We start from the raw sequence: 17,663 nt of genomic DNA, 5'->3' as shown, positions 1-17,663 counted from the left end.
AGAAAATGTGAATGATTTGACGCTACCTTTATGGTAGCGTCATTTTGTTTGTAAAAGAGGTGAGCAAAATTTCTATTAAATCAGCTGCACTTTCATACCAGAAACTTTTTGATTATGAATATCAATTTACAGTCGTTCGAAATCGTAACACGCAGCCAATAAACATTTGTATTCGTTTTGATAAGTCTACTTTCCATCATTTGTGTGGTCTTCACAAATTAAAAGATATTGAAGTAGTGAGAAGAGAAAAACGAGAATCTGTTTTTGACAAAATCATTGATGGAACATATTCAGATGAACTTTTTCAAAAGAGTACTTGGTATGATGAAATACTTGATAGAATCGACTGCTTAGAACATTTGGAAGCAATTCTTGATGATAAAGATACCATTTTTAAATTCAATCCTTCAGCTAATAAAAGTTCTAAAATAGATGCCGATTACATTATAAAAAATGAAACGCTAGGATTACGCTATTACTTTTTAGTATCTCAGAATGATACTGATAATTTCTTTTTTGGACGTTCTTGTTTTACAAGAGGACAAAATGAGCGAGATTTTACAATAGGACATACATCCTATACTATTCTTCGTAAAGTAAAAATAGATTTACGTGAAGAAAAAGAACCAGTAGAATTGTTTATTGCTGATTCGTATAAACAACAGCTTGAACAACATACAAAAGAACCCAATGAAAAAATATCCGCTGAAAAAGAACTTGTAACAATAGCCGCAGCTGCTGGTTCTACTCAAAAGGACAAGCCACAGACACAACCATATATGTCAGTTTCGCAGCTTCGGAAAAATGCACTTGCCCAGAAAAAACGGGAACAACAGAAACCGCACCAAATAAAGAAGAAAAAAGACCAGCAAAGTCTAGATTAAGACTTTGCTCTTTGAATATAGAAAAAGCGATAAACTGTTTTTACGCAGTCTATCGCTTTTTGTTTAACATAATAAATTCTTAGTAGAAAAAGCCCAGAGCTGTATCGCCTAGCCAATCACCGATACTTTCAAACAAGTCTGCTGCTGCACTACTTAAATAGAACATCAAACTGAATGCCATAGAAATTAGCCACAAAACGCCTATTAAAACGCCCCCTTGCAAACCTGTAAGAGAACCATTTTGAATGCTCTTAACAAGTACAACAGTCCCTCCAATAGCAATCAGCACAAAGATACTTCCGAGTATGTATTGCAAAGCAACCAAGACCTCAGAAATAAAGTTTAGAATAAATGCAAGTAGGTATAGGATACCTTTTAATATAAAAGCAATTATTAGAAAAACTATTTTGAAAGGCAATAAAAGTATCGACATATTGTTGCTCCCTTACACAAAAATTATACTATCTAAAATCAGTTCTCTTGCTTGCTCCTGAAAGGCATTGTACAGTTGAGTGCGTTTCATAAAATCATCATTCTTTACTGCAAGCAGGTATTCCTTATCACTCGCTAACCACTTCTCAATCTGGTCAAACTCTGCATCCTTTGCTCTCGTTTCTAATTTCAGCAAATATGAATATATTTCGCCTTGATTGACTAGTTCCTGAAGCTTGTCAGGATTTCGCTCCAGCATATATGGAATATAACGCCGAATATAAACGCTAATAAAGCTGTTCTGTGTGGATGCTCCTGTGCTAGAATCTGTATCTGTAACAATGAGATTCTCTGTATCAAATTCGCATAAAGGCTGTTTGTACTTCTTTTCTTTGTCATCGTAGAACCTTTTTTCACTTTTTAGTATCATGCTCATTCCCTTTCTTATAATTTTTCTTGTGCATTACAACAAAAATTATTATTATTATAACTGCTGCAAGAAGCGTACCACAAAGCAAACCTCTTTTTGCAGACGACTTTACAGTTGTTTGTTCAGCTTCTGTGACTTCATCCGTAGCAGCTTCGGTTGCTGGTTGTTGTGTGGTTTTTCCAAGAACTCTATGTACAGAATTTCCGGTGTTATTGCTGCGATTGTTATTTTGTTTATGCTGTTGTGAAGTTGATGAATCTTTACTTTCTTCCTCAGAATTAGAATCGGACTGATTCGCTTCTTCTTTGGCTTCTTGTTCCTTTTCCCACTCTACTGTGTTAAACGGCATAAAACTGTCTACTACGTTTCCATTTTCATCAGCCATATTCCATTTGCCGTTGACAAAATTAAAATGGTACAGAATGTTTCCGTCTAAATCTGTAATATAGTAATTTCCATTATCATCATCTTCAAACGCCCAATTAGAAACAAGGTCTTTATAGTATTCTCGATACGCATATATAGCGTACGGAACATCGTCCTTATACTCATCAAAATTTTCATCAAGCCATGATTCAATCAAATGATGTTCATATGATGCTTCAGGAAATTGTGTGCCGTCTTCTGGTGTACCAAACCACCATTCTTCCCAAATCAAGTCGGCAATGTAATCCTTATTGACTTGTTCATCCGCATAAACACCAATCGGCATTGTAGCCATTCCTGCTGCAATGCCAAGAACCATACCCATTGAAATGACTGCTTTTTTCATAACTTGTCCTCCATTATTTTATCATAAAATGCTTTATAAGTCAATTACACATTTTACTCCTAGAAGCAATAACAAATGTACTGGGTAAAATGCGTAAAAAAACCACTTGTGAAATGCTTTTTTACTGCCTGATTCTCCATGATAGAATAGCTTTAACATTGGAAAAACAAAAAATACTCCGATTGCCCAAATGCCTGTCCATGCTGGAGAACTTTTTATAACAAGATACGAGTATAAAATAGCAGTCGCTAGATATAATCCGTATCCGATTGCTTTCTTGTTTCTTTCTAAAGCCAAAAATGATATGCACCATAAGGGAACGAATATCATCCAGTCGGCAAGAAAGGAAAAAAACAATATAAGAACTATGCCAAAAATCTTATATCCAGAATTGATTTTTGAATCAAGCAGCCATACAATCATCAATCCTAGGAAAAGTGTAAAAATCACACTGAAATGGAAAGTGGCTTTGCCGTATTCAAAATATGAATACGGCAGCCATGAAATCAGCGAAAATATAAATAAACGAAGAGCATATTTCTTTTTGTTTTTTGTATGAAAATATCCTTCTACAATGAAAAAAGCCATTGTAGGAGCTGTCAATCGCCCTATCATCCGCATTATAACTGTTATAGCAGAATCATTAAAAAGGAAGGCAGCTGCCACATGGTCAATAACCATTGCTACAATTACAAGATATTTTAGTTGATTTCTATTTAACGACAATTGCTGCTCCTCTCTTACGAAATGGACACCAATCAGGAGAAATTTCTCTTTTTACAATGCCAATAAATCCGGTCAATTTTGCTTCTAAATCATGACACTTAAAATATCCCTGTATGTACTTCTGGTCAGGGTGTCCACAATAATAAAATTTTTGACCACTTTTATTAGATTTACGACATTCGCAGTGCAAGCATTTTTTACATGAATGCATCTTAACAAGTCCCCCTATATTCTTCCTATGATAATAAGCCAATCCTTTTTATCCTTAGAATACAATCCAAAGACTTTAGGCGTTTTTACATACTTATATTTGATTCTGGCAAAAAAAGCGATTGCATTAGTCATTGCTTCTAATGCTTCAAACTTATAATTTAGCTGTCTTTTTAGATAACACCTGTACTCATACTCTTCCGGTGAATCACTTAGATTATCAAGATAGCATTGATACAAATGTATCTGCTTTACGGTTTTCATAAGGTCTTTTCCAAAGCTACTTCCTAGTAGTTTTGATTTGTTCATTTAGATAACACCTTCTTGTACCAGCTCTTGTATTCGTCTTCCATAAAACCACAGCGAATGATATTGTATATTGCCAGATAGCGGTTATGCTGAATTGTAACAGCACTTTCATCAGCATTATCATTGAGCATTCTGACATATATTACATGCTCTTTTGCTGCTGCTTGAAAAATCAATAACTTCATTTGATTCATCATGCTTGCTCCTTATCAAAATCAGGAAAAGTTGCAATAACTTTGCTCTTATCCGTATCATCGTCCTGATTCATAAAGTACATTTCCAATGCCTTTTCAATAATTTCTGATACTTCCTCGCTTGTTGCCTTTTTACTAAAGTATCTCGAATAAGAAGCCTGACTGATTTTTACAGATTTTGGTTTTGGTTGTTGTGGTTCATCAGTTTTTCCAGACAGAATCTGTTCTACTTCTTTATCGGATAAGCTTCCATCACTTGCATTTTTCCGTAGTTCTTCTGCTTTCTTAATGCTGATTTTGTACTGTTCTGCAAGTAATGCAACCGTTTCCTGTGTGTCATCTGACAGATAAGACAACTGAACTCCGGCAAGAAAAGCGATATTCTCGTTGTCGATTTGCTCTTTTAGTTCATCAATCAAGCGATTTATGCGTATCAATCTTGATACCGTTTTTCCACTTAATCCATATTCAGAACCGACCTTATCTCTGGTCGTTTGAGATGGGGTTTCTGTCAATTCAGATTCAAGATTTGGGTTTTCAAGTAGTTTCAATTCACGGATAATGTCGTTTCTTTTTCCTTGAGAAAACATTGCTTCGTGACGTTGTGCTACAACCGCTGCTTGTTCACTGATTCTAAGGTTGTCAAAACCACGTTGCATGATGTTTGATTCTATTACATACATCTCAGCTTCATCGGCTGTCAATCCCTGTTTTACAATAGCCGGAACAGTTGCAAGCCCTGCTGCTTTAGAGGCATTCCAACGGTTATGACCAATTAAAATTTCGTACTTTCCACCGCTTAAAGGTTGTACAATTAAAGGTGTAAGCACTCCGTTTTTGCGGATACTTTCCACCATGTCTTCCAGTCTTTCTCCATCATAAAGAGCAAACATATGATTATGATATGGTGTAAGCAAATCGCATGCAATTTGCTGCACCATGTTCGCTGATGGTGCTGTATTCAGCATCATTCCTAAGTCAAAAGCTGCTGCCATTTCTGTATCTCCTATTCTGGACAGGCTGTCCCAAAGTTACTAAATAAGTATAGCGTTCATTTAGCATTTCCAGTTTGTTACGCACCTCTTTCTCTGTAACATTTTCGCACATTTGCGGAAAATAATGGCGTATTCCCTTTGTACAATAGTTTATACTTTGACCAAAAACGTAGTACCGATTGTATAACCACCAAAGTTGTTCTGAATCTTCCTGCATTGGAATCCATTCTTTCAAAACAGTTACTGTAACATCATACAATACAGAATGTTCTTTCCAACACTGGTTACGCCAATAAAGACGCATTCTTATCAAATCACTCATGATGCCATCTCCTATCATTAAAACGATACATCTGGGTCGTCTAACAAATCTTCAAAAGCAGCAAAATCTTCATCACTAGCTTTTTCTTTCAATTCTGACTTTCCAGAGGGTAAAAAATGAATTTCTCGGACATGGATTTGGTCACAGTAATGCTTCTTTTCATCAAGCTCATAGTTTGCATTTTCAATTCGCCCGATGATTTCTAATGCATCGCCTTTATTCAACCATTTTTCAAGGATTTCTGCAACTTTTCCCCATGCGACACATGTAAAAAAGTCAGTTGTTGCTGTTCCATCAGATTTCTTGTGACGGTCTACAGCAATTCTGAATCTACAAAAAATCTTTCCATTTGCGGTTTCTTTTAGTTCGGGCGTTACCGCTAAACGTCCAGTTAAAATGATAATGTTCATGCTATTCCTCTCTTTTTTTGAATGGATTCTTTGCAATAACAACTGTCTGATTTTTCCCACGAATTTTTCGGATTTCGCATTCCACGGATGGCTGCTTCCCAGCCGTATACTTCCGTATTTTCGATTTTTATCATGCCAATCCCTCCATAAATGCCGCCATAACCGCCTTTGCCACTGCATCCGCTGTTTCATCAAATTGAATCAAACACCGCTTAAACAATTCGGTCTTGAAAGATGCCATTGTGCGTTCATCCATTGCACCTTTTTCCCGCAGTTCCAAAAGTTGCTCGTTCGTAAGCATTGACCATAGCAGTTCTAATGTTTCATCGCTCATTTTCAATTACTCCTTTTCATGTTCTCGCTTTATCGCTACTAAAGCTGTGTCAATTATTGCAACATCGTGACAAAAAGCATTATCTACTTTGTAGCCAGCCACAATAAACATCTATCAATAGCAAACCTACAATGAGTAGGCAGGTTTCTGCAATGCGAACGGCTCTTGGAAAATGAAATATCCCTTTTCCGCTACGACCAAAAACATAGCATACCCAATCTGCAAGTAACGTACCGACAAGTAGAGCAATTGTAAACTGTAACACCATAATCCCTTTTTACCTTTAACCTTTTCTTCATTGTGCTTTGGCTGATAACATTGGGGTGATTGTTCTGGACAATGCATTTGCAAAGTCACGTTCCCAACCATTTATCATACCTCTTCGGCTGTAATCAGCAAACTGTAAAGCATGAAAAATGCGGTCAGAGTTGTAACCAACACCATTTTTGCTGGGAGAAAGTTCTGCACTTACCCCCAACGATACAATAGAAATGTACGCTCCGTTTATATGTCTGCCAAACAAGCAAAGAAAGGAAAAACCATTCATTTCTACGGAGATTTCTTGTACCGTTGCCCGATGGTGGTGCGTAACGGTAAGTTTACCGTTGAACATCATGCTGCAACACCTCCTCTGCAAGAGCTGAATATTCCATTCCAAGCTTGCTTGTGGCTGGAATCATACACCCTACCTCTACGGCTTTAGCAGCTTCCACAGAGCGATGTATGTATGTCTTGAAAAGAATACTACCATACTTATTCATCAAGTTCTGATATGCTGCTCTGCTTACTGTTGTATAGTCCATCATAGTCGGAAGTATTCCAGAAAGCTGTATTGTCGGGTTGATAGTTGCCTGAATCTGCTTAAACAATTGAATCAAACTATCAAGCCCATCCATACTAAACTTTTGCGTCTGTACCGGAATCAGCATTTCATCAGCTGCGGTCATTGCATTGATAAGCAATACTCCCAAAGAAGGCAAACAATCAATTAAAATGTAATCATAGTCATCTGAGATTTCGGACAAAATGCGTTTTAAAATACTCTCTCTCGCAAGGGCGTTAATCATCAACATCTCGGCATTTGCTAAATTGATGTCGGCAGGAATGTAATCCAACTCGTACATATCATGTTTGCGAATTGCCATTCTCACAGCAGCAATGTGAATCATGGACTTTGTAGAAACTTCCGAAATCAGTTCCGTCATGGTAGGCTTATTATCCTTTTGATACCCCAGATATTCACTCAGATTTGCCTGTGGGTCAAGGTCTACTAACAACACTTTCTTTCCTCTTCTGGAAAGAGCAGCAGCTAGATTAAACGTTGTTGTAGTTTTTCCTACGCCACCCTTTTGGTTACTGATTGTAATGATTTTTCCCATTTTCTTTTCCTCCTGTTATTTCATTTTGAGTTTTCAAGTTCTTGTACTCTCCGCATTAGATTGATATAATCCGCTGCGGATTGTCTACGTTCATTTTCGAGTTCCTTAATCTGTCTTTGAGCTTGCCGGAGCTGTCTTTTCAGTTCCTGTTCCATAGAAGGAACTTCTCGAATTTGGGAACGTTGTTCTTTAATACGATTAGCTTCGGTTTTGCACTGGGCAACATATTCAGCTTCACTTAAACGTTGTTCTTCTCGTGATACCGCATTTTCAGCTCGTTTTTTTACTTGCAGTTTTTTCTTGCTGTTTTTTTTCTGCTCTTTGCGAACGTCTATACGGCATTCATCGCAGTACTTTACGCTAATAAAACGATACCAACTATCGTAATCCGTATCAGCAATTTCGATACCACAAATATCACAGTATTTACGCATTCTATCCCTCCTCTTGCGTTTTGTCTACCACGTTTTGTCCACTTCCCCGAACCCCTCTCGTCAACCCCTTCCCCACAGTTTTGTCCCTCGATTTGTCTACCGTTCTGTCTACCGTTTTGTCCTTACTGTTTTACGATTTCAGCAAATTCAAGGCTTTTTCTTCGGATTTGCTGAGAGAGCGTTTTGTCCTCTACCTGTAAAGCCTGTAAAATGCTCTCTTGAGATAAGGTGGTTGATTGACCATATTCTCTGCAAACATTGACTTCCACGTTTCGACCATTCTGAATGTCTTCAATCTGTGCAAGTGTTTCTGCTTGCTTCAACCGCAACTCAGTTAGTTCACCAAGGATGACCTCAGCTTCTTCCGGTATTGAATCTGCATCACTGGATTGAGAGGATTGCAGCTTAGAACGTTGCCGTTGTTCCAACATCTCTTGTCTGATTCTATTCTGTCGTCTTCTCAAATAAATGTATGCTGTCGGAATACCAACAGCTAGAAGAATCAAAAGATTTTGAGTATTTTCACTCATGACTTCATCTCCTTTGTTTTATTCATTCTGAGAAATACTCATGTCTTTCTGAACAGAAGAAAATATATCACAATATGCTTGAGCTTCTTCTAACGTATCAAACCAGATACGCCGTATGTCTTTCTCCCCATTAGAAAGAATTGTATTCAACGGTTTTTGCTTTGCATCACAAGTGTCTGTAACTGTGGGAGTTGTATAATTACTAACACAGTTTGTCACAGCATAAAACTTCATACTTCGCCACCTCTTTCGTTTCTATTTGCTTGTGGGTTATCGGGGATTGTGACCGTTTACCCATCCGCATTACCAGCAATGAAATTTCCTTGCTGTCACTCTGCTTGCGTATACCACCATATAATCTAATGTTACATTCCATTGCAAATTTGCTTTCTTTTTGGCTCGAATTCTTATTATTCTTTTTGATTCTTCTATGATTATATCATAAACTAACGCTATTGTCAAGATATAATCTTTGCGTTTTACAATTTGTTAAATATAAAGTTCGATGTTTACAAATGATTCATTTTTATAAGTTTGACAAAGCATAGGGGATATGATACAATAAAATAAAGTCAAACTCTACAAGAAAGGAAACTAAAATGCCAACGATGATATGCCAGAAATGTGGCAAGGAATGTGAACGCACTTCTAACGTTCAGAAATACTGTCCGGAATGCCGCAAAAAAAAGCAAGTAGAGCGTAATGCAACTTATCAGCAAAAGCGTGAAACCACTCCGGATTTAGTTGTGGCTGTTGGCAGCCAAACAATCTGTCCAAACTGTAAAAAACTGTTTTTGAAAAAATCGGGAAACCAAATTTTTTGCGAAGATTGTTCTGCGGAACATCTTCAGCAGCAGAAGAAGCAAAAAAGGACTGAGATGTCAGACGTAGAACGTTCTGAGGTGTATCGCAAAACAACGGAAAATAACAACAACATTTATGATAGATTCTCACTTTATGTCCCTAAAGGCAAAAAAGCTTATCTACAGGAAATCTCTAAAAGTATGGGAATAAGTTTAAACACCTTTATCAATCAAGCCATAGAGCAATATGAGCAATTGATTCTATCGCAAAAAGAAGAAAATGAATAAAATCAGATACCGATACAAAGCACAAGCAAACCGCCTGTGCTTTTTTCTTTTTCTGCCAGCATCATTCCAAATCACCCTTCTTCCTTTTTTGTTCCTGACTAACATCCTGCGTTTTCAGATAATCATCTATCGCTTGACGTGCATAATCAATATCCTTCAATTCTGAATTTACTGCTTTATATTCAGAATTGGATTTTTCACGTTTCTGTATCATTTCATTTCTCTTTTTGATGAGATTTTCTTCGCTCGGAACTTTTCCATCTGGATAAGCAGCTTTTAGTTTTGTTCCAGCTTCACGATATTTTTCTAATTCATTTGAGAATTTTTCTGCCAAACCTTTCTTCTTTCTATCAGGCAAATTCTTCATTTGCTGAATGATAGGTCTATACTTTTGAAACACTCGCAAGGCTTCGATAGTTTCTGATATAGAAGCAATGTCTTTTTGTAAGTGATTCAATTCTTCGACTAATTTAGCTCGATGCATTGAAGCAGAAATTGCAGCCGGTTTAACTTCTTTTGTACTTTCAATCTGATATTGCGTTAATATGTCTATTACACGAAATGCTTCTTGCATATTCCGTATATCTGCCCATCGTTCAAGTCCCTTTGCTTCTTGAAATAGTTCTGCACTTGTATCAATAATTTTGGTGCGTGGTTGATAGGCAAGTGATAATTCTTTATGTCGTAGGTAGTTTTCAATTCTTTTCTTTATTTGAGAAGTTTCATAATACCAACCAAGCGTTTTCGCTCTTGCAAATTTTTGCTGTTCTGGCATACGAAACTTCAAATCTATTTTCCGATTTGGATTGTAGTCAACTTCGATGTTATTAGCTCTGCATTTGTCAATGAAATCTTCAAAGCTGTCACTTCGCATTATCAGGCAATCCAATTCGTAGCGAAGTTTAGATTTCCATGAAAGACCTTGTTTCTCCTGTGACCATTCATACCATCTTTGCTTTTTCCCTAACTCAGGATTTTCTACAACAGAAAGTTGATGTTCACGGCAAAGCATATCGCTTGTATCTCTGATTTTTTGATAAAGCAAGTTTTGCTTTCCTCGGTCTGCAAGATAATTCAATGTTCTCCCGTTTTCAAGATTTACATTGTTTACTATGATGTGATTATGGATATGCTGCTTATCCGTATGTGTTGCAATCACAAACTGATACTCATTTCCAAAAAGCTTTTGACACAGCTCTAAACCAATTTGCATTGCTTCTTCTGGTGTAGTTTCACCGGGTGCAAAATTTTGATGAATGTGTCTTGCAAGGATTATGCCACGTCCTGTTCCTTTCTCATTTCTAACGGCATCAAACATTTCTGCTGCAATAACAGGGTCGTTAGAACAAGCAAAATTTTGAACCAATGTACCGCCTTCTGTTTTTTCAGGATTGACAATATACTCTAATGCTTGAGTTTGCGTAACGTAAATTGAATGGACTGAAGTTGTTGCCATGCAGCATCTACCTCTCTTTTAACCTCTTGTATCTTTGCGGAATGTGTACATGATTCTTCTGATAACTCGTCCACACTCTGAGCTATGCTTTTTAAGAGGAGATTTAGATTTTTTAATTCTTCCTCACTGCTCTGAACTATCATATCATTGATGACAATCTGTCGGAAAAATTCGCTGATAGAGGAACAGCTTGATTGAATATATCGTGCTTCTATCATAGAGCTTTCAGCTTTATTTGCTCTAAAGCGATATAGGATTTCTCTCTTATCATCTTTCATATGGTCATGCCCCTTCACTTAATCTGCGACAGTTTGATAATCAAACTGCATAACTGTTGGTTGATTTCATCCACTCCATTTTTCAAATCTTTAATGTCGTCTTGATACAGTTGTTTGCTGTAATGATAGCGAACTGTTATTTGATTGATGTTGTTTGCAACGCTACTAATAGCACGGCGTATTGCTCGCCATTCTTCTTCAGGATATACAATTATTTTTCCATTTACAGCTATATGACGAAGATAAGAACTCATATTATTGCAATTACTCTGTGAGAGATTTTCATTCATTTTATTGAATTCTTCATCGGTTGCTCTGAATGCTATAAAGTGTTTTTTTGATTTTTTCATCCGACCTTTTCTCCTATTCTCACGATTCTATTCACAAAAATGACATATTCATTTTTACTCTTCATGATACATAATCCTTTATTCCTTTGTTTTAGGGATAAAGCTTTGCCGAAGGCAAATTTGGGGGTCTTAGGGGTTTTACCCCTAACAAGCATAGTCTGGCATTAGCCAGACGGTGACATTTGTTAAACAAATGTCGATGCTTGCTATTTTAGAAAACCGCCTTTGCGGTTTGTCGAAATATTCGCCATGCTCCTGCATGGCTCACTTTTCATGCAAAGCATGAAATTCGTAGATTACATATGCCGTAAAAAATACCCCTCTACTTATAAGATAGAAAAAAGGCATTTCCACGTGCTTTTTGCTCCATTGTTTACAAATTATTTACATCTATCAATGTGATATAATATAGTAAGGATAAGAATCGCTCGAATGTACAAAAAGCTTTCAATCACATCAGCACATGGCGTAAAAAAGAAAGACTTATGTCAGATAAAAAGCGTTGCAATTCCGGCTGCTTGAATCTCAGAATGATAGGAGGGAGAGAACAGATTTTTATTCTGATGTCGTCAGTCATTGCTGCTGTTATCCGATATTGAAAGACAAGAACCGTTACTGTATTGCTTTTCCTCTGTGGATGTCTTATGTGAGATTGTCAGGAGGGAAATATGCTGGCAGAAAGAAAAAAGACAGCCCTATATGCAAGACTGTCTAAAGATGATTTAGAGGACGCTGTTAGCAACAGTATCATCCACCAGAAATTTATGCTTGAGAAATATGCCGAAGAACACGGTTACTACAATACGCAGTTTTATGCAGATGACGGATATACTGGAGTGAACTTCAATCGCCCAGCTTTTCAGGAAATGATGGACGATATTCGTAAAGGCAAAATTGAAAGAGTGATTGTAAAAGACTTCTCCAGATTTGGCAGAAACTATGTAGACTGTGGAAGATATGTAGATTATGAATTCGCAACTTACAATGTTCAGTTTATTTCTATCGGGGAAAATTTCAATTCTGAAAATGGCGATAGAATTATGATGGGGCTGTTCAATCTTATCAACGAGTTATATGCACAAGACATTTCCAGAAAGCAAAGGGCTGCAATTCGTGCTAAAGGTGAAAGCGGTAAACATGTAACAACACGACCGATATACGGATACCGCACAGACCCACAAGATAAATCTCATTGGATTATAGATGAAGATGCAGCAGAAGTAGTGCGTTTCATTTTCACCATGTATTTGAGTGGACACGGATTTTCAGAAATTGCTGATATGCTGCATGATAAAAAAGTACTTTGTCCTAGTGCATATCGTGGTAAGATTAGAAAAGGAAGCTCTGCCCAGACTGACCCGTATACATGGAATGGGAGAACTATTGCAGATATTCTATCTAAACAGGAATACTGTGGTGATACAGTAAATTTCCGAACAGAACGGAAATCATATAAAGATAAACGGGTGATATTCAAACCAGATTCAGAATTGGTGATTCACCAGAATACACAAACTGCAATTGTTAGCCGTGCAGATTATGAAGCGGTACAGGAAAAACTTTCTCAAAAGAAAAAATATGTTCGTAACAGAGAAAGACCTATTTTGGATGGAAAAGTATTTTGCTATGACTGCAAATGCAAAATGTACTTAATGAGAAAAAAACAAAAAGGCGGAATCTATAACGTGTATGTCTGCAACAATTACCGCAAGAAGAAAAATCAGACTTGTTCATCTCACTACATTCCGGAAAAAACAATTCTGCAAGAATTGAAAAAGCTGCTTTATCAAATTCTACAAGAATACGAAAACGACAAAAAAACATTTTTAAGAAAACTACGATATTTGCTTCGGGCAAAATGCAGCTCTGAACTAATGGCAGCACGTTCCGAATGTGAAAAAGTCGAAAATCGAATTCGAGAAGTAAGCGATTATAAAAAATCCGCATACGCAGATAAACTCTCAAAACGCATTACAGACGAATTCTTTGATTCTATTATGTTCAGTATGGACGAAGAAACAATTCAACTAAAATCGAAATACGAAGAATGTCAGCATGTCCTTTGTGCAGCAGAAGAAAAAATCAAAGGTGCTGATTTGTTTTGTAGAAGATTAAATCAATTCTCCTTGGAATCTCTAAATGAAATCTCTGAAACAGCTGTGAATAGTTTGGTGGATAGAATTGAGATAAGAGAGGAAAATGAATTGGGAAAAAAGAGTGTACTTCTTGATTTCTATCTTGTGGGAATTGGGAAAATTTTATCATAAAGAAGAAAAGCGGTTGTGCTGCTTTATTTATAGTGATGCTTTTTGAATAAATAGCCATGTTGTTCCATCTATTTCTCAAAAATTCATATTCGACAAAATCACATTTAAAAAGTTCTCAAATGATTCAGATATTGCAACTGGTTTCTTTTGCTTATCGGTTGTATAATTGCATTAACAAATTAAGAAAAAGTAAACAGGAAGGAGAACACAATGGAATTTACAACTAATTATTCAGCCGACTATGAGTGGATGTCTACTTTTCTTGGATTGCGAAACGGTATACGTCATTTTTATGCTCTGATTTATGGATTCACGAAAAGCGGAAAGGATTGCTTTTGCAGTTATAAGACTTTTATGAATCGGCTGAGAATCAATTCTCGGTCAACTATTTCTAAATACATCAAAACGTTGGTGCAGAAAAAATTGATTATCGTGGAACGAACAACAGGTGATTGTAATCATTATAGAGCAGACCTGAACTACCTTGAAAGTTTGAGAAAGGCAGCTGATTCCGATTCAGAAAAATCGGACTATTTTTTTGAAACGGTAGTCCAGTTTTCAAACACGGGTAGTACATTTTCTATACCCAATAATAAAACATATAACTTTTTTTATGATGATGATTCTTTCTCTTCTGCTCTTTCAGAGCAAGAACGAAAAGAAGAGATTATCAAAGAAAAAGAAAATTTATCGTTACAGCTAAATGCCGAACAACTCAAAACCAATTTTGATAGCTGTCTTATTGATGACATCGTTGAATGGATTGCAACAACAGATTGCATCTCAGTTCATGGTGAAACAATTGAACACGAATACCTAAAAGAGAAATTTTCAAAGTTGACCTCTCAGCATATTGCATATGTTATCAGAAATGTGAAGAAGCATGGCAAAGGAATCAATGACAAGAGAGCTTACTACCTTGCTGCATTATACAAATCTGTGGATATAGAATTTAATGCAACAAAAAAGAAAAAAAGAGTTCTCGGCAATAAACTCGGCAATGAAATACGAGAAACTTCCCATGATGAAGCACAATCCATTTCTTCGCCGTATGCAGCATTAACTGAAGAAACAGAAGTCCGGAAGAAGTTAAGGAATGCTGGCATTTTTGATTTGTTTATGGATATGTTTGAAAAAAATCGAAAATACGATGACTACGACAATGCTTTACTTACAGAGATTAAGTCTGTAATTTCATGGGCGTGGAAAGTCAAAAAGAATATATACGTCAATTCAGTCAAAATGGATGCTAATGCAGTTCGGCAACAGTTAAACAAGCTAAATCGTTGGCACTTGCTTTTTACTATGGATAATTTGCGTAAAACGAATACTGTGCCAAAAAACAGAAAGTCATATATTTTAACGGCTTTATACAACGCACCGACACAGTATGCAACATCCGATTTCAACGTAGATGAGGTGTATCCTGTGTCCGGTTCATCTTCATCGACAGTTTCAGAAAATAATGATGAGCCTATGGCTATGGAACTGGAAAGTCATTTCTTTCCGATACAGCCTGTAGAAGAATCATAATTTTTTGATTCTGATATAGTGAAAGGAGTGATATTTATGAATTTTGAAGCATTTAAAACAAGATGCAAAGAAAAAGGCTACTCAGCAAGCAGCCTCGTAACCGAACTTGGAATAAGTAAGAGTAACATAACCAACTGGAGAAACGGTGGGAATCCTAGTTATGAAATGCTTATTAAAATTTCACAGAAGCTTGAGTGTACTGTAGGTTTTCTACTTGGAACAGAATATGACGATAATGGTGTAGGAGCTTCAGTAAAGCAAGAATTGTGGGGACATGAAGCAACTTCGGCTAGGACAATTTCGCTAAATAGCAGCACACCCATAAAGGATGATTATATAAATGAAATAGCGTTATTCGCTAATTGCAGTATCCTCTTTCTTTGTGGAAATGATAAGAATGTCGTTGAAAAGAATCCGTATAAAAGAGTGGCAAACATAAGCGAACGTGGTTGGGATAATCTTATTGCAATATTTGATAATGTTAATGACCATCCGCTTATTGCAAATATGCAAATGCAACTTAGTAGAATCGTCCTTTATAACCTAGAAATTTGTTCTGGTGAGCAGATTCCAAATGAATTTCTTAGCGAAAAAGCCGATTTTATTCTTTGCGACAAGAAACAAAAGGATAGCCTTAGAAATTATCCTTTTAATCTATCCGACTTGCTTGCCCTTGGCGATATTTTTAATAAAAGCATTAAGTTTATGATTTCCGGCATTGAATAAAGAGTATCGCAAAAGCATTGCAAGATAAGGAGAACTTTTATTTATGTTTTGGGAGAAATTTCGGTATTTATCAGAAATCAAAGGGATTAAACCTCATGCAATATTGAAAGAACTTGAAATATCATCGGGTTCAGCAAACAATTGGAAAAAGGGAACTATCCCTAATGGAGAAACACTAAAGAAAATTGCAGATTACTTTGATGTATCAATAGATTTTTTGCTTGATTCTGATGTAAATGTATCTGTAAGACTTAGTAGCAAGAAATCTGTTTTAAAAGAATCCAGTTCCGTTCCTCAGAGATTTAACAGTCTACAAGCAGTTGTGAGAACTTCTGATGAACAGAAACTTGCTATTGCTAAATATGTAGGTTGTTCTATTGGGTGGCTTATGAATAAACATGGAGTGAAATTTGAGCCGAAGGCTATGCTTTCTGATATGAATAGCAGCGTATTATTTACAATTCTGGACATTATGGACGGTTGCCCTGATAATGATATTGATACGGCTATGCAAATTCAACTTTCAAGGATTGTATTATACCATCTTTCAGAAAAAGGTTTTGGAACTGAAAAACTGTCTACTCTTTCCGGTATTGACCAGAACAAGCTTCATTTCATTCTTACAGGAAAAGAAAACAAGGATTCTTCTCTTAATTATGGTTTCAACTTTTCAGACCTTGTTTATATCAAAAACGTTACAGGTCTTGATTATTCTTACTTGTTTTCAGGTAAATAAAAAGAAAGAAAGTTCAAGTTTTATATTTAAAGGGAGTTGTTTATTATGATGAGTTCAGCAACATATTTCAAGCTTTATGGTTGTATCTATGGTGTTTACTATAACAAGCTTGATAAGAAATACAATGTAGAGCGTTTTGACAACATGGAAGATGCAAATGCTTTTATGGAATTAAAAGCAACTGACCGACATCGCTTTATTCATGGTAGAAAATTGACTGATAGAAGAACAGTTATTCTTCTTATCGGTGAAAAAGCAGTAATAGACCTAGACATGAAAAGTATTAACGAAAAGATTTCTAAAGCAGTAGGGTAATCATTCTGAATTCATATAGCGAACCGAAAAAAATGTGGCACTTGTTTTTTTCGCAAAATACGCTATAATGATATACAGCAAAGAAAAACAATCTGTCTGCATATAGTTCAAAGGGGCGATATGCGGATGAGTGTTATTTTGTCATCGTCATATGCAGACTACCATGTGTGGGAGATAGACTATTATGTGTGGGAGCAAAAGCAGCTGGAGAAAACTGAAATAATATATCGACACAAGCTGCTTTTAGCTCTTAGGATAGCAATGGATGAGTATCGACTATCAAACCCAGAAGGTTATGAGTTGATTGAAGACTACTATCTTGGTGAAAAAGTCACACATAAAGAGTTAGGAAAACGGCATGGAATTGCCGAATCTACTGCTCGTGAAAAGTTAAACAGAAATCTTCATCGTCTGCGAAAATTGGCGTATAAAAATCTTTCGTTTTTAGAGAATGAGTACCTTGACAATTGAATAGAAGAGAAACGTTTTACCCTGTATAATTACTTGATTTTTCTATGGATATACGGTATAATAAAATAAACAGTTATAT

At 36.3% G+C, this 17,663-nt stretch carries 27 protein-coding genes; 8 read left to right on the top strand and 19 right to left on the bottom strand.

Annotated features, from left to right (window positions below; translation table 11 throughout):
- The first annotated feature begins 44 nt into the window (after window positions 1-44).
- Complete coding sequence (locus QZL66_RS11785; RefSeq protein WP_293615232.1) at window positions 45-884, top strand: PBECR4 domain-containing protein; 840 nt, start codon at window positions 45-47, stop codon at window positions 882-884.
- Between the two features lie 79 nt (window positions 885-963).
- Here QZL66_RS11785 and QZL66_RS11780 read toward each other — a convergent pair whose 3' ends face one another.
- The 16 genes from QZL66_RS11780 to QZL66_RS11705 all read right to left on the bottom strand — a co-directional run bounded on the left by QZL66_RS11780 (window position 964) and on the right by QZL66_RS11705 (window position 8,595).
- Entirely contained in the window at window positions 964-1,317 is a 354-nt protein-coding gene (locus QZL66_RS11780) for a hypothetical protein (protein ID WP_022411915.1), read from the bottom strand.
- Window positions 1,318-1,329: 12 nt separating this feature from the next.
- Complete coding sequence (locus tag QZL66_RS11775) at window positions 1,330-1,746, bottom strand: TnpV protein (protein ID WP_022411914.1); 417 nt, start codon at window positions 1,744-1,746, stop codon at window positions 1,330-1,332.
- The gene (locus QZL66_RS11770) at window positions 1,730-2,518 is read right to left on the bottom strand and encodes a hypothetical protein (RefSeq protein WP_022411913.1); all 789 of its coding nucleotides are present in this window, start codon (window positions 2,516-2,518) and stop codon (window positions 1,730-1,732) included. The genes QZL66_RS11775 and QZL66_RS11770 overlap by 17 nt, the downstream gene beginning before the upstream one ends.
- 33 nt (window positions 2,519-2,551) lie before the next feature.
- Window positions 2,552-3,244, bottom strand: a complete 693-nt coding sequence (locus QZL66_RS11765) for a TraX family protein (protein ID WP_022411912.1) — start codon at window positions 3,242-3,244, stop codon at window positions 2,552-2,554.
- Between the two features lie 225 nt (window positions 3,245-3,469).
- Complete coding sequence (locus tag QZL66_RS11760) at window positions 3,470-3,763, bottom strand: hypothetical protein (protein WP_022411911.1); 294 nt, start codon at window positions 3,761-3,763, stop codon at window positions 3,470-3,472.
- Window positions 3,760-3,960 (bottom strand): hypothetical protein, encoded by a 201-nt coding sequence (locus tag QZL66_RS11755; RefSeq protein WP_022411910.1) that lies wholly within the window; start codon window positions 3,958-3,960, stop codon window positions 3,760-3,762. The genes QZL66_RS11760 and QZL66_RS11755 overlap by 4 nt, the downstream gene beginning before the upstream one ends.
- Window positions 3,957-4,952, bottom strand: coding sequence for a ParB N-terminal domain-containing protein (locus QZL66_RS11750; RefSeq protein WP_022411909.1), 996 nt, complete (start codon window positions 4,950-4,952; stop codon window positions 3,957-3,959). Before QZL66_RS11750 ends, QZL66_RS11755 begins: the two co-directional genes overlap by 4 nt.
- Window positions 4,936-5,274 (bottom strand): hypothetical protein, encoded by a 339-nt coding sequence (locus QZL66_RS11745; protein ID WP_022411908.1) that lies wholly within the window; start codon window positions 5,272-5,274, stop codon window positions 4,936-4,938. Before QZL66_RS11745 ends, QZL66_RS11750 begins: the two co-directional genes overlap by 17 nt.
- 17 nt (window positions 5,275-5,291) lie before the next feature.
- Window positions 5,292-5,684 (bottom strand): single-stranded DNA-binding protein, encoded by a 393-nt coding sequence (locus tag QZL66_RS11740; protein ID WP_022411907.1) that lies wholly within the window; start codon window positions 5,682-5,684, stop codon window positions 5,292-5,294.
- On the bottom strand, window positions 5,681-5,818 hold the full coding sequence (locus QZL66_RS11735; RefSeq protein WP_022411906.1) for a hypothetical protein: 138 nt from the start codon (window positions 5,816-5,818) through the stop codon (window positions 5,681-5,683). The genes QZL66_RS11740 and QZL66_RS11735 overlap by 4 nt, the downstream gene beginning before the upstream one ends.
- Window positions 5,815-6,018, bottom strand: coding sequence for a hypothetical protein (locus QZL66_RS11730; protein ID WP_022411905.1), 204 nt, complete (start codon window positions 6,016-6,018; stop codon window positions 5,815-5,817). The genes QZL66_RS11735 and QZL66_RS11730 overlap by 4 nt, the downstream gene beginning before the upstream one ends.
- 295 nt (window positions 6,019-6,313) lie before the next feature.
- Window positions 6,314-6,634 carry a hypothetical protein gene (locus QZL66_RS11725; protein WP_022411904.1) on the bottom strand — a complete coding sequence of 107 codons (321 nt, stop codon included), beginning with the start codon at window positions 6,632-6,634 and terminating at the stop codon, window positions 6,314-6,316.
- Window positions 6,618-7,397, bottom strand: a complete 780-nt coding sequence (locus QZL66_RS11720; protein ID WP_022411903.1) for a ParA family protein — start codon at window positions 7,395-7,397, stop codon at window positions 6,618-6,620. The genes QZL66_RS11725 and QZL66_RS11720 overlap by 17 nt, the downstream gene beginning before the upstream one ends.
- Before the next feature lie 20 nt (window positions 7,398-7,417).
- Window positions 7,418-7,831: a hypothetical protein gene (locus tag QZL66_RS11715; protein ID WP_022411902.1), complete on the bottom strand. Its 414-nt coding sequence runs from the start codon at window positions 7,829-7,831 to the stop codon at window positions 7,418-7,420.
- Between the two features lie 122 nt (window positions 7,832-7,953).
- Complete coding sequence (locus tag QZL66_RS11710; protein WP_022411901.1) at window positions 7,954-8,361, bottom strand: hypothetical protein; 408 nt, start codon at window positions 8,359-8,361, stop codon at window positions 7,954-7,956.
- A gap of 18 nt (window positions 8,362-8,379) precedes the next feature.
- A complete protein-coding gene (locus tag QZL66_RS11705; protein WP_022411900.1) occupies window positions 8,380-8,595 on the bottom strand; it encodes a hypothetical protein in 216 nt (71 codons plus the stop codon).
- A gap of 365 nt (window positions 8,596-8,960) precedes the next feature.
- On the opposite strand from QZL66_RS11705, the gene QZL66_RS11700 reads away from it, so the two are divergent.
- On the top strand, window positions 8,961-9,452 hold the full coding sequence (locus QZL66_RS11700; RefSeq protein ID WP_022411899.1) for a hypothetical protein: 492 nt from the start codon (window positions 8,961-8,963) through the stop codon (window positions 9,450-9,452).
- Window positions 9,453-9,513: 61 nt separating this feature from the next.
- Here QZL66_RS11700 and QZL66_RS11695 read toward each other — a convergent pair whose 3' ends face one another.
- Genes QZL66_RS11695 through mobC form a run of 3 tightly spaced genes read right to left on the bottom strand, consistent with a single transcriptional unit; the run spans window position 9,514 to window position 11,536 of the window.
- Window positions 9,514-10,908, bottom strand: a complete 1,395-nt coding sequence (locus QZL66_RS11695) for a relaxase/mobilization nuclease domain-containing protein (protein WP_022411898.1) — start codon at window positions 10,906-10,908, stop codon at window positions 9,514-9,516.
- Window positions 10,857-11,186, bottom strand: coding sequence for a plasmid mobilization protein (locus QZL66_RS11690; protein ID WP_293615222.1), 330 nt, complete (start codon window positions 11,184-11,186; stop codon window positions 10,857-10,859). Before QZL66_RS11690 ends, QZL66_RS11695 begins: the two co-directional genes overlap by 52 nt.
- 14 nt (window positions 11,187-11,200) lie before the next feature.
- Window positions 11,201-11,536, bottom strand: a complete 336-nt coding sequence (mobC, locus tag QZL66_RS11685) for a plasmid mobilization protein (RefSeq protein WP_022411897.1) — start codon at window positions 11,534-11,536, stop codon at window positions 11,201-11,203.
- A gap of 668 nt (window positions 11,537-12,204) precedes the next feature.
- Between mobC and QZL66_RS11680 the strand changes: the two genes are divergently transcribed.
- The 6 genes from QZL66_RS11680 to QZL66_RS11655 all read left to right on the top strand — a co-directional run bounded on the left by QZL66_RS11680 (window position 12,205) and on the right by QZL66_RS11655 (window position 17,584).
- Window positions 12,205-13,803 carry a recombinase family protein gene (locus QZL66_RS11680; RefSeq protein ID WP_022411896.1) on the top strand — a complete coding sequence of 533 codons (1,599 nt, stop codon included), beginning with the start codon at window positions 12,205-12,207 and terminating at the stop codon, window positions 13,801-13,803.
- A 210-nt stretch (window positions 13,804-14,013) separates the two neighbouring features.
- Window positions 14,014-15,336, top strand: coding sequence for a DUF6017 domain-containing protein (locus QZL66_RS11675; protein ID WP_022411895.1), 1,323 nt, complete (start codon window positions 14,014-14,016; stop codon window positions 15,334-15,336).
- 36 nt (window positions 15,337-15,372) lie between these two features.
- A complete protein-coding gene (locus tag QZL66_RS11670; RefSeq protein WP_022411894.1) occupies window positions 15,373-16,062 on the top strand; it encodes a helix-turn-helix domain-containing protein in 690 nt (229 codons plus the stop codon).
- 43 nt (window positions 16,063-16,105) lie between these two features.
- Complete coding sequence (locus QZL66_RS11665; RefSeq protein WP_022411893.1) at window positions 16,106-16,798, top strand: helix-turn-helix domain-containing protein; 693 nt, start codon at window positions 16,106-16,108, stop codon at window positions 16,796-16,798.
- Window positions 16,799-16,843: 45 nt separating this feature from the next.
- On the top strand, window positions 16,844-17,113 hold the full coding sequence (locus QZL66_RS11660) for a hypothetical protein (RefSeq protein ID WP_022411892.1): 270 nt from the start codon (window positions 16,844-16,846) through the stop codon (window positions 17,111-17,113).
- 126 nt (window positions 17,114-17,239) lie between these two features.
- Window positions 17,240-17,584 (top strand): sigma factor-like helix-turn-helix DNA-binding protein, encoded by a 345-nt coding sequence (locus QZL66_RS11655; RefSeq protein WP_177496154.1) that lies wholly within the window; start codon window positions 17,240-17,242, stop codon window positions 17,582-17,584.
- Window positions 17,585-17,663 lie beyond the last annotated feature (79 nt).

The organism is Ruminococcus sp. CAG:330 (assembly GCF_000437175.1).
Classification (GTDB): Bacteria; Bacillota; Clostridia; order Oscillospirales; family Ruminococcaceae; genus Ruminococcus_C.
This window is presented reverse-complemented; position numbering and strand designations above follow the sequence as displayed.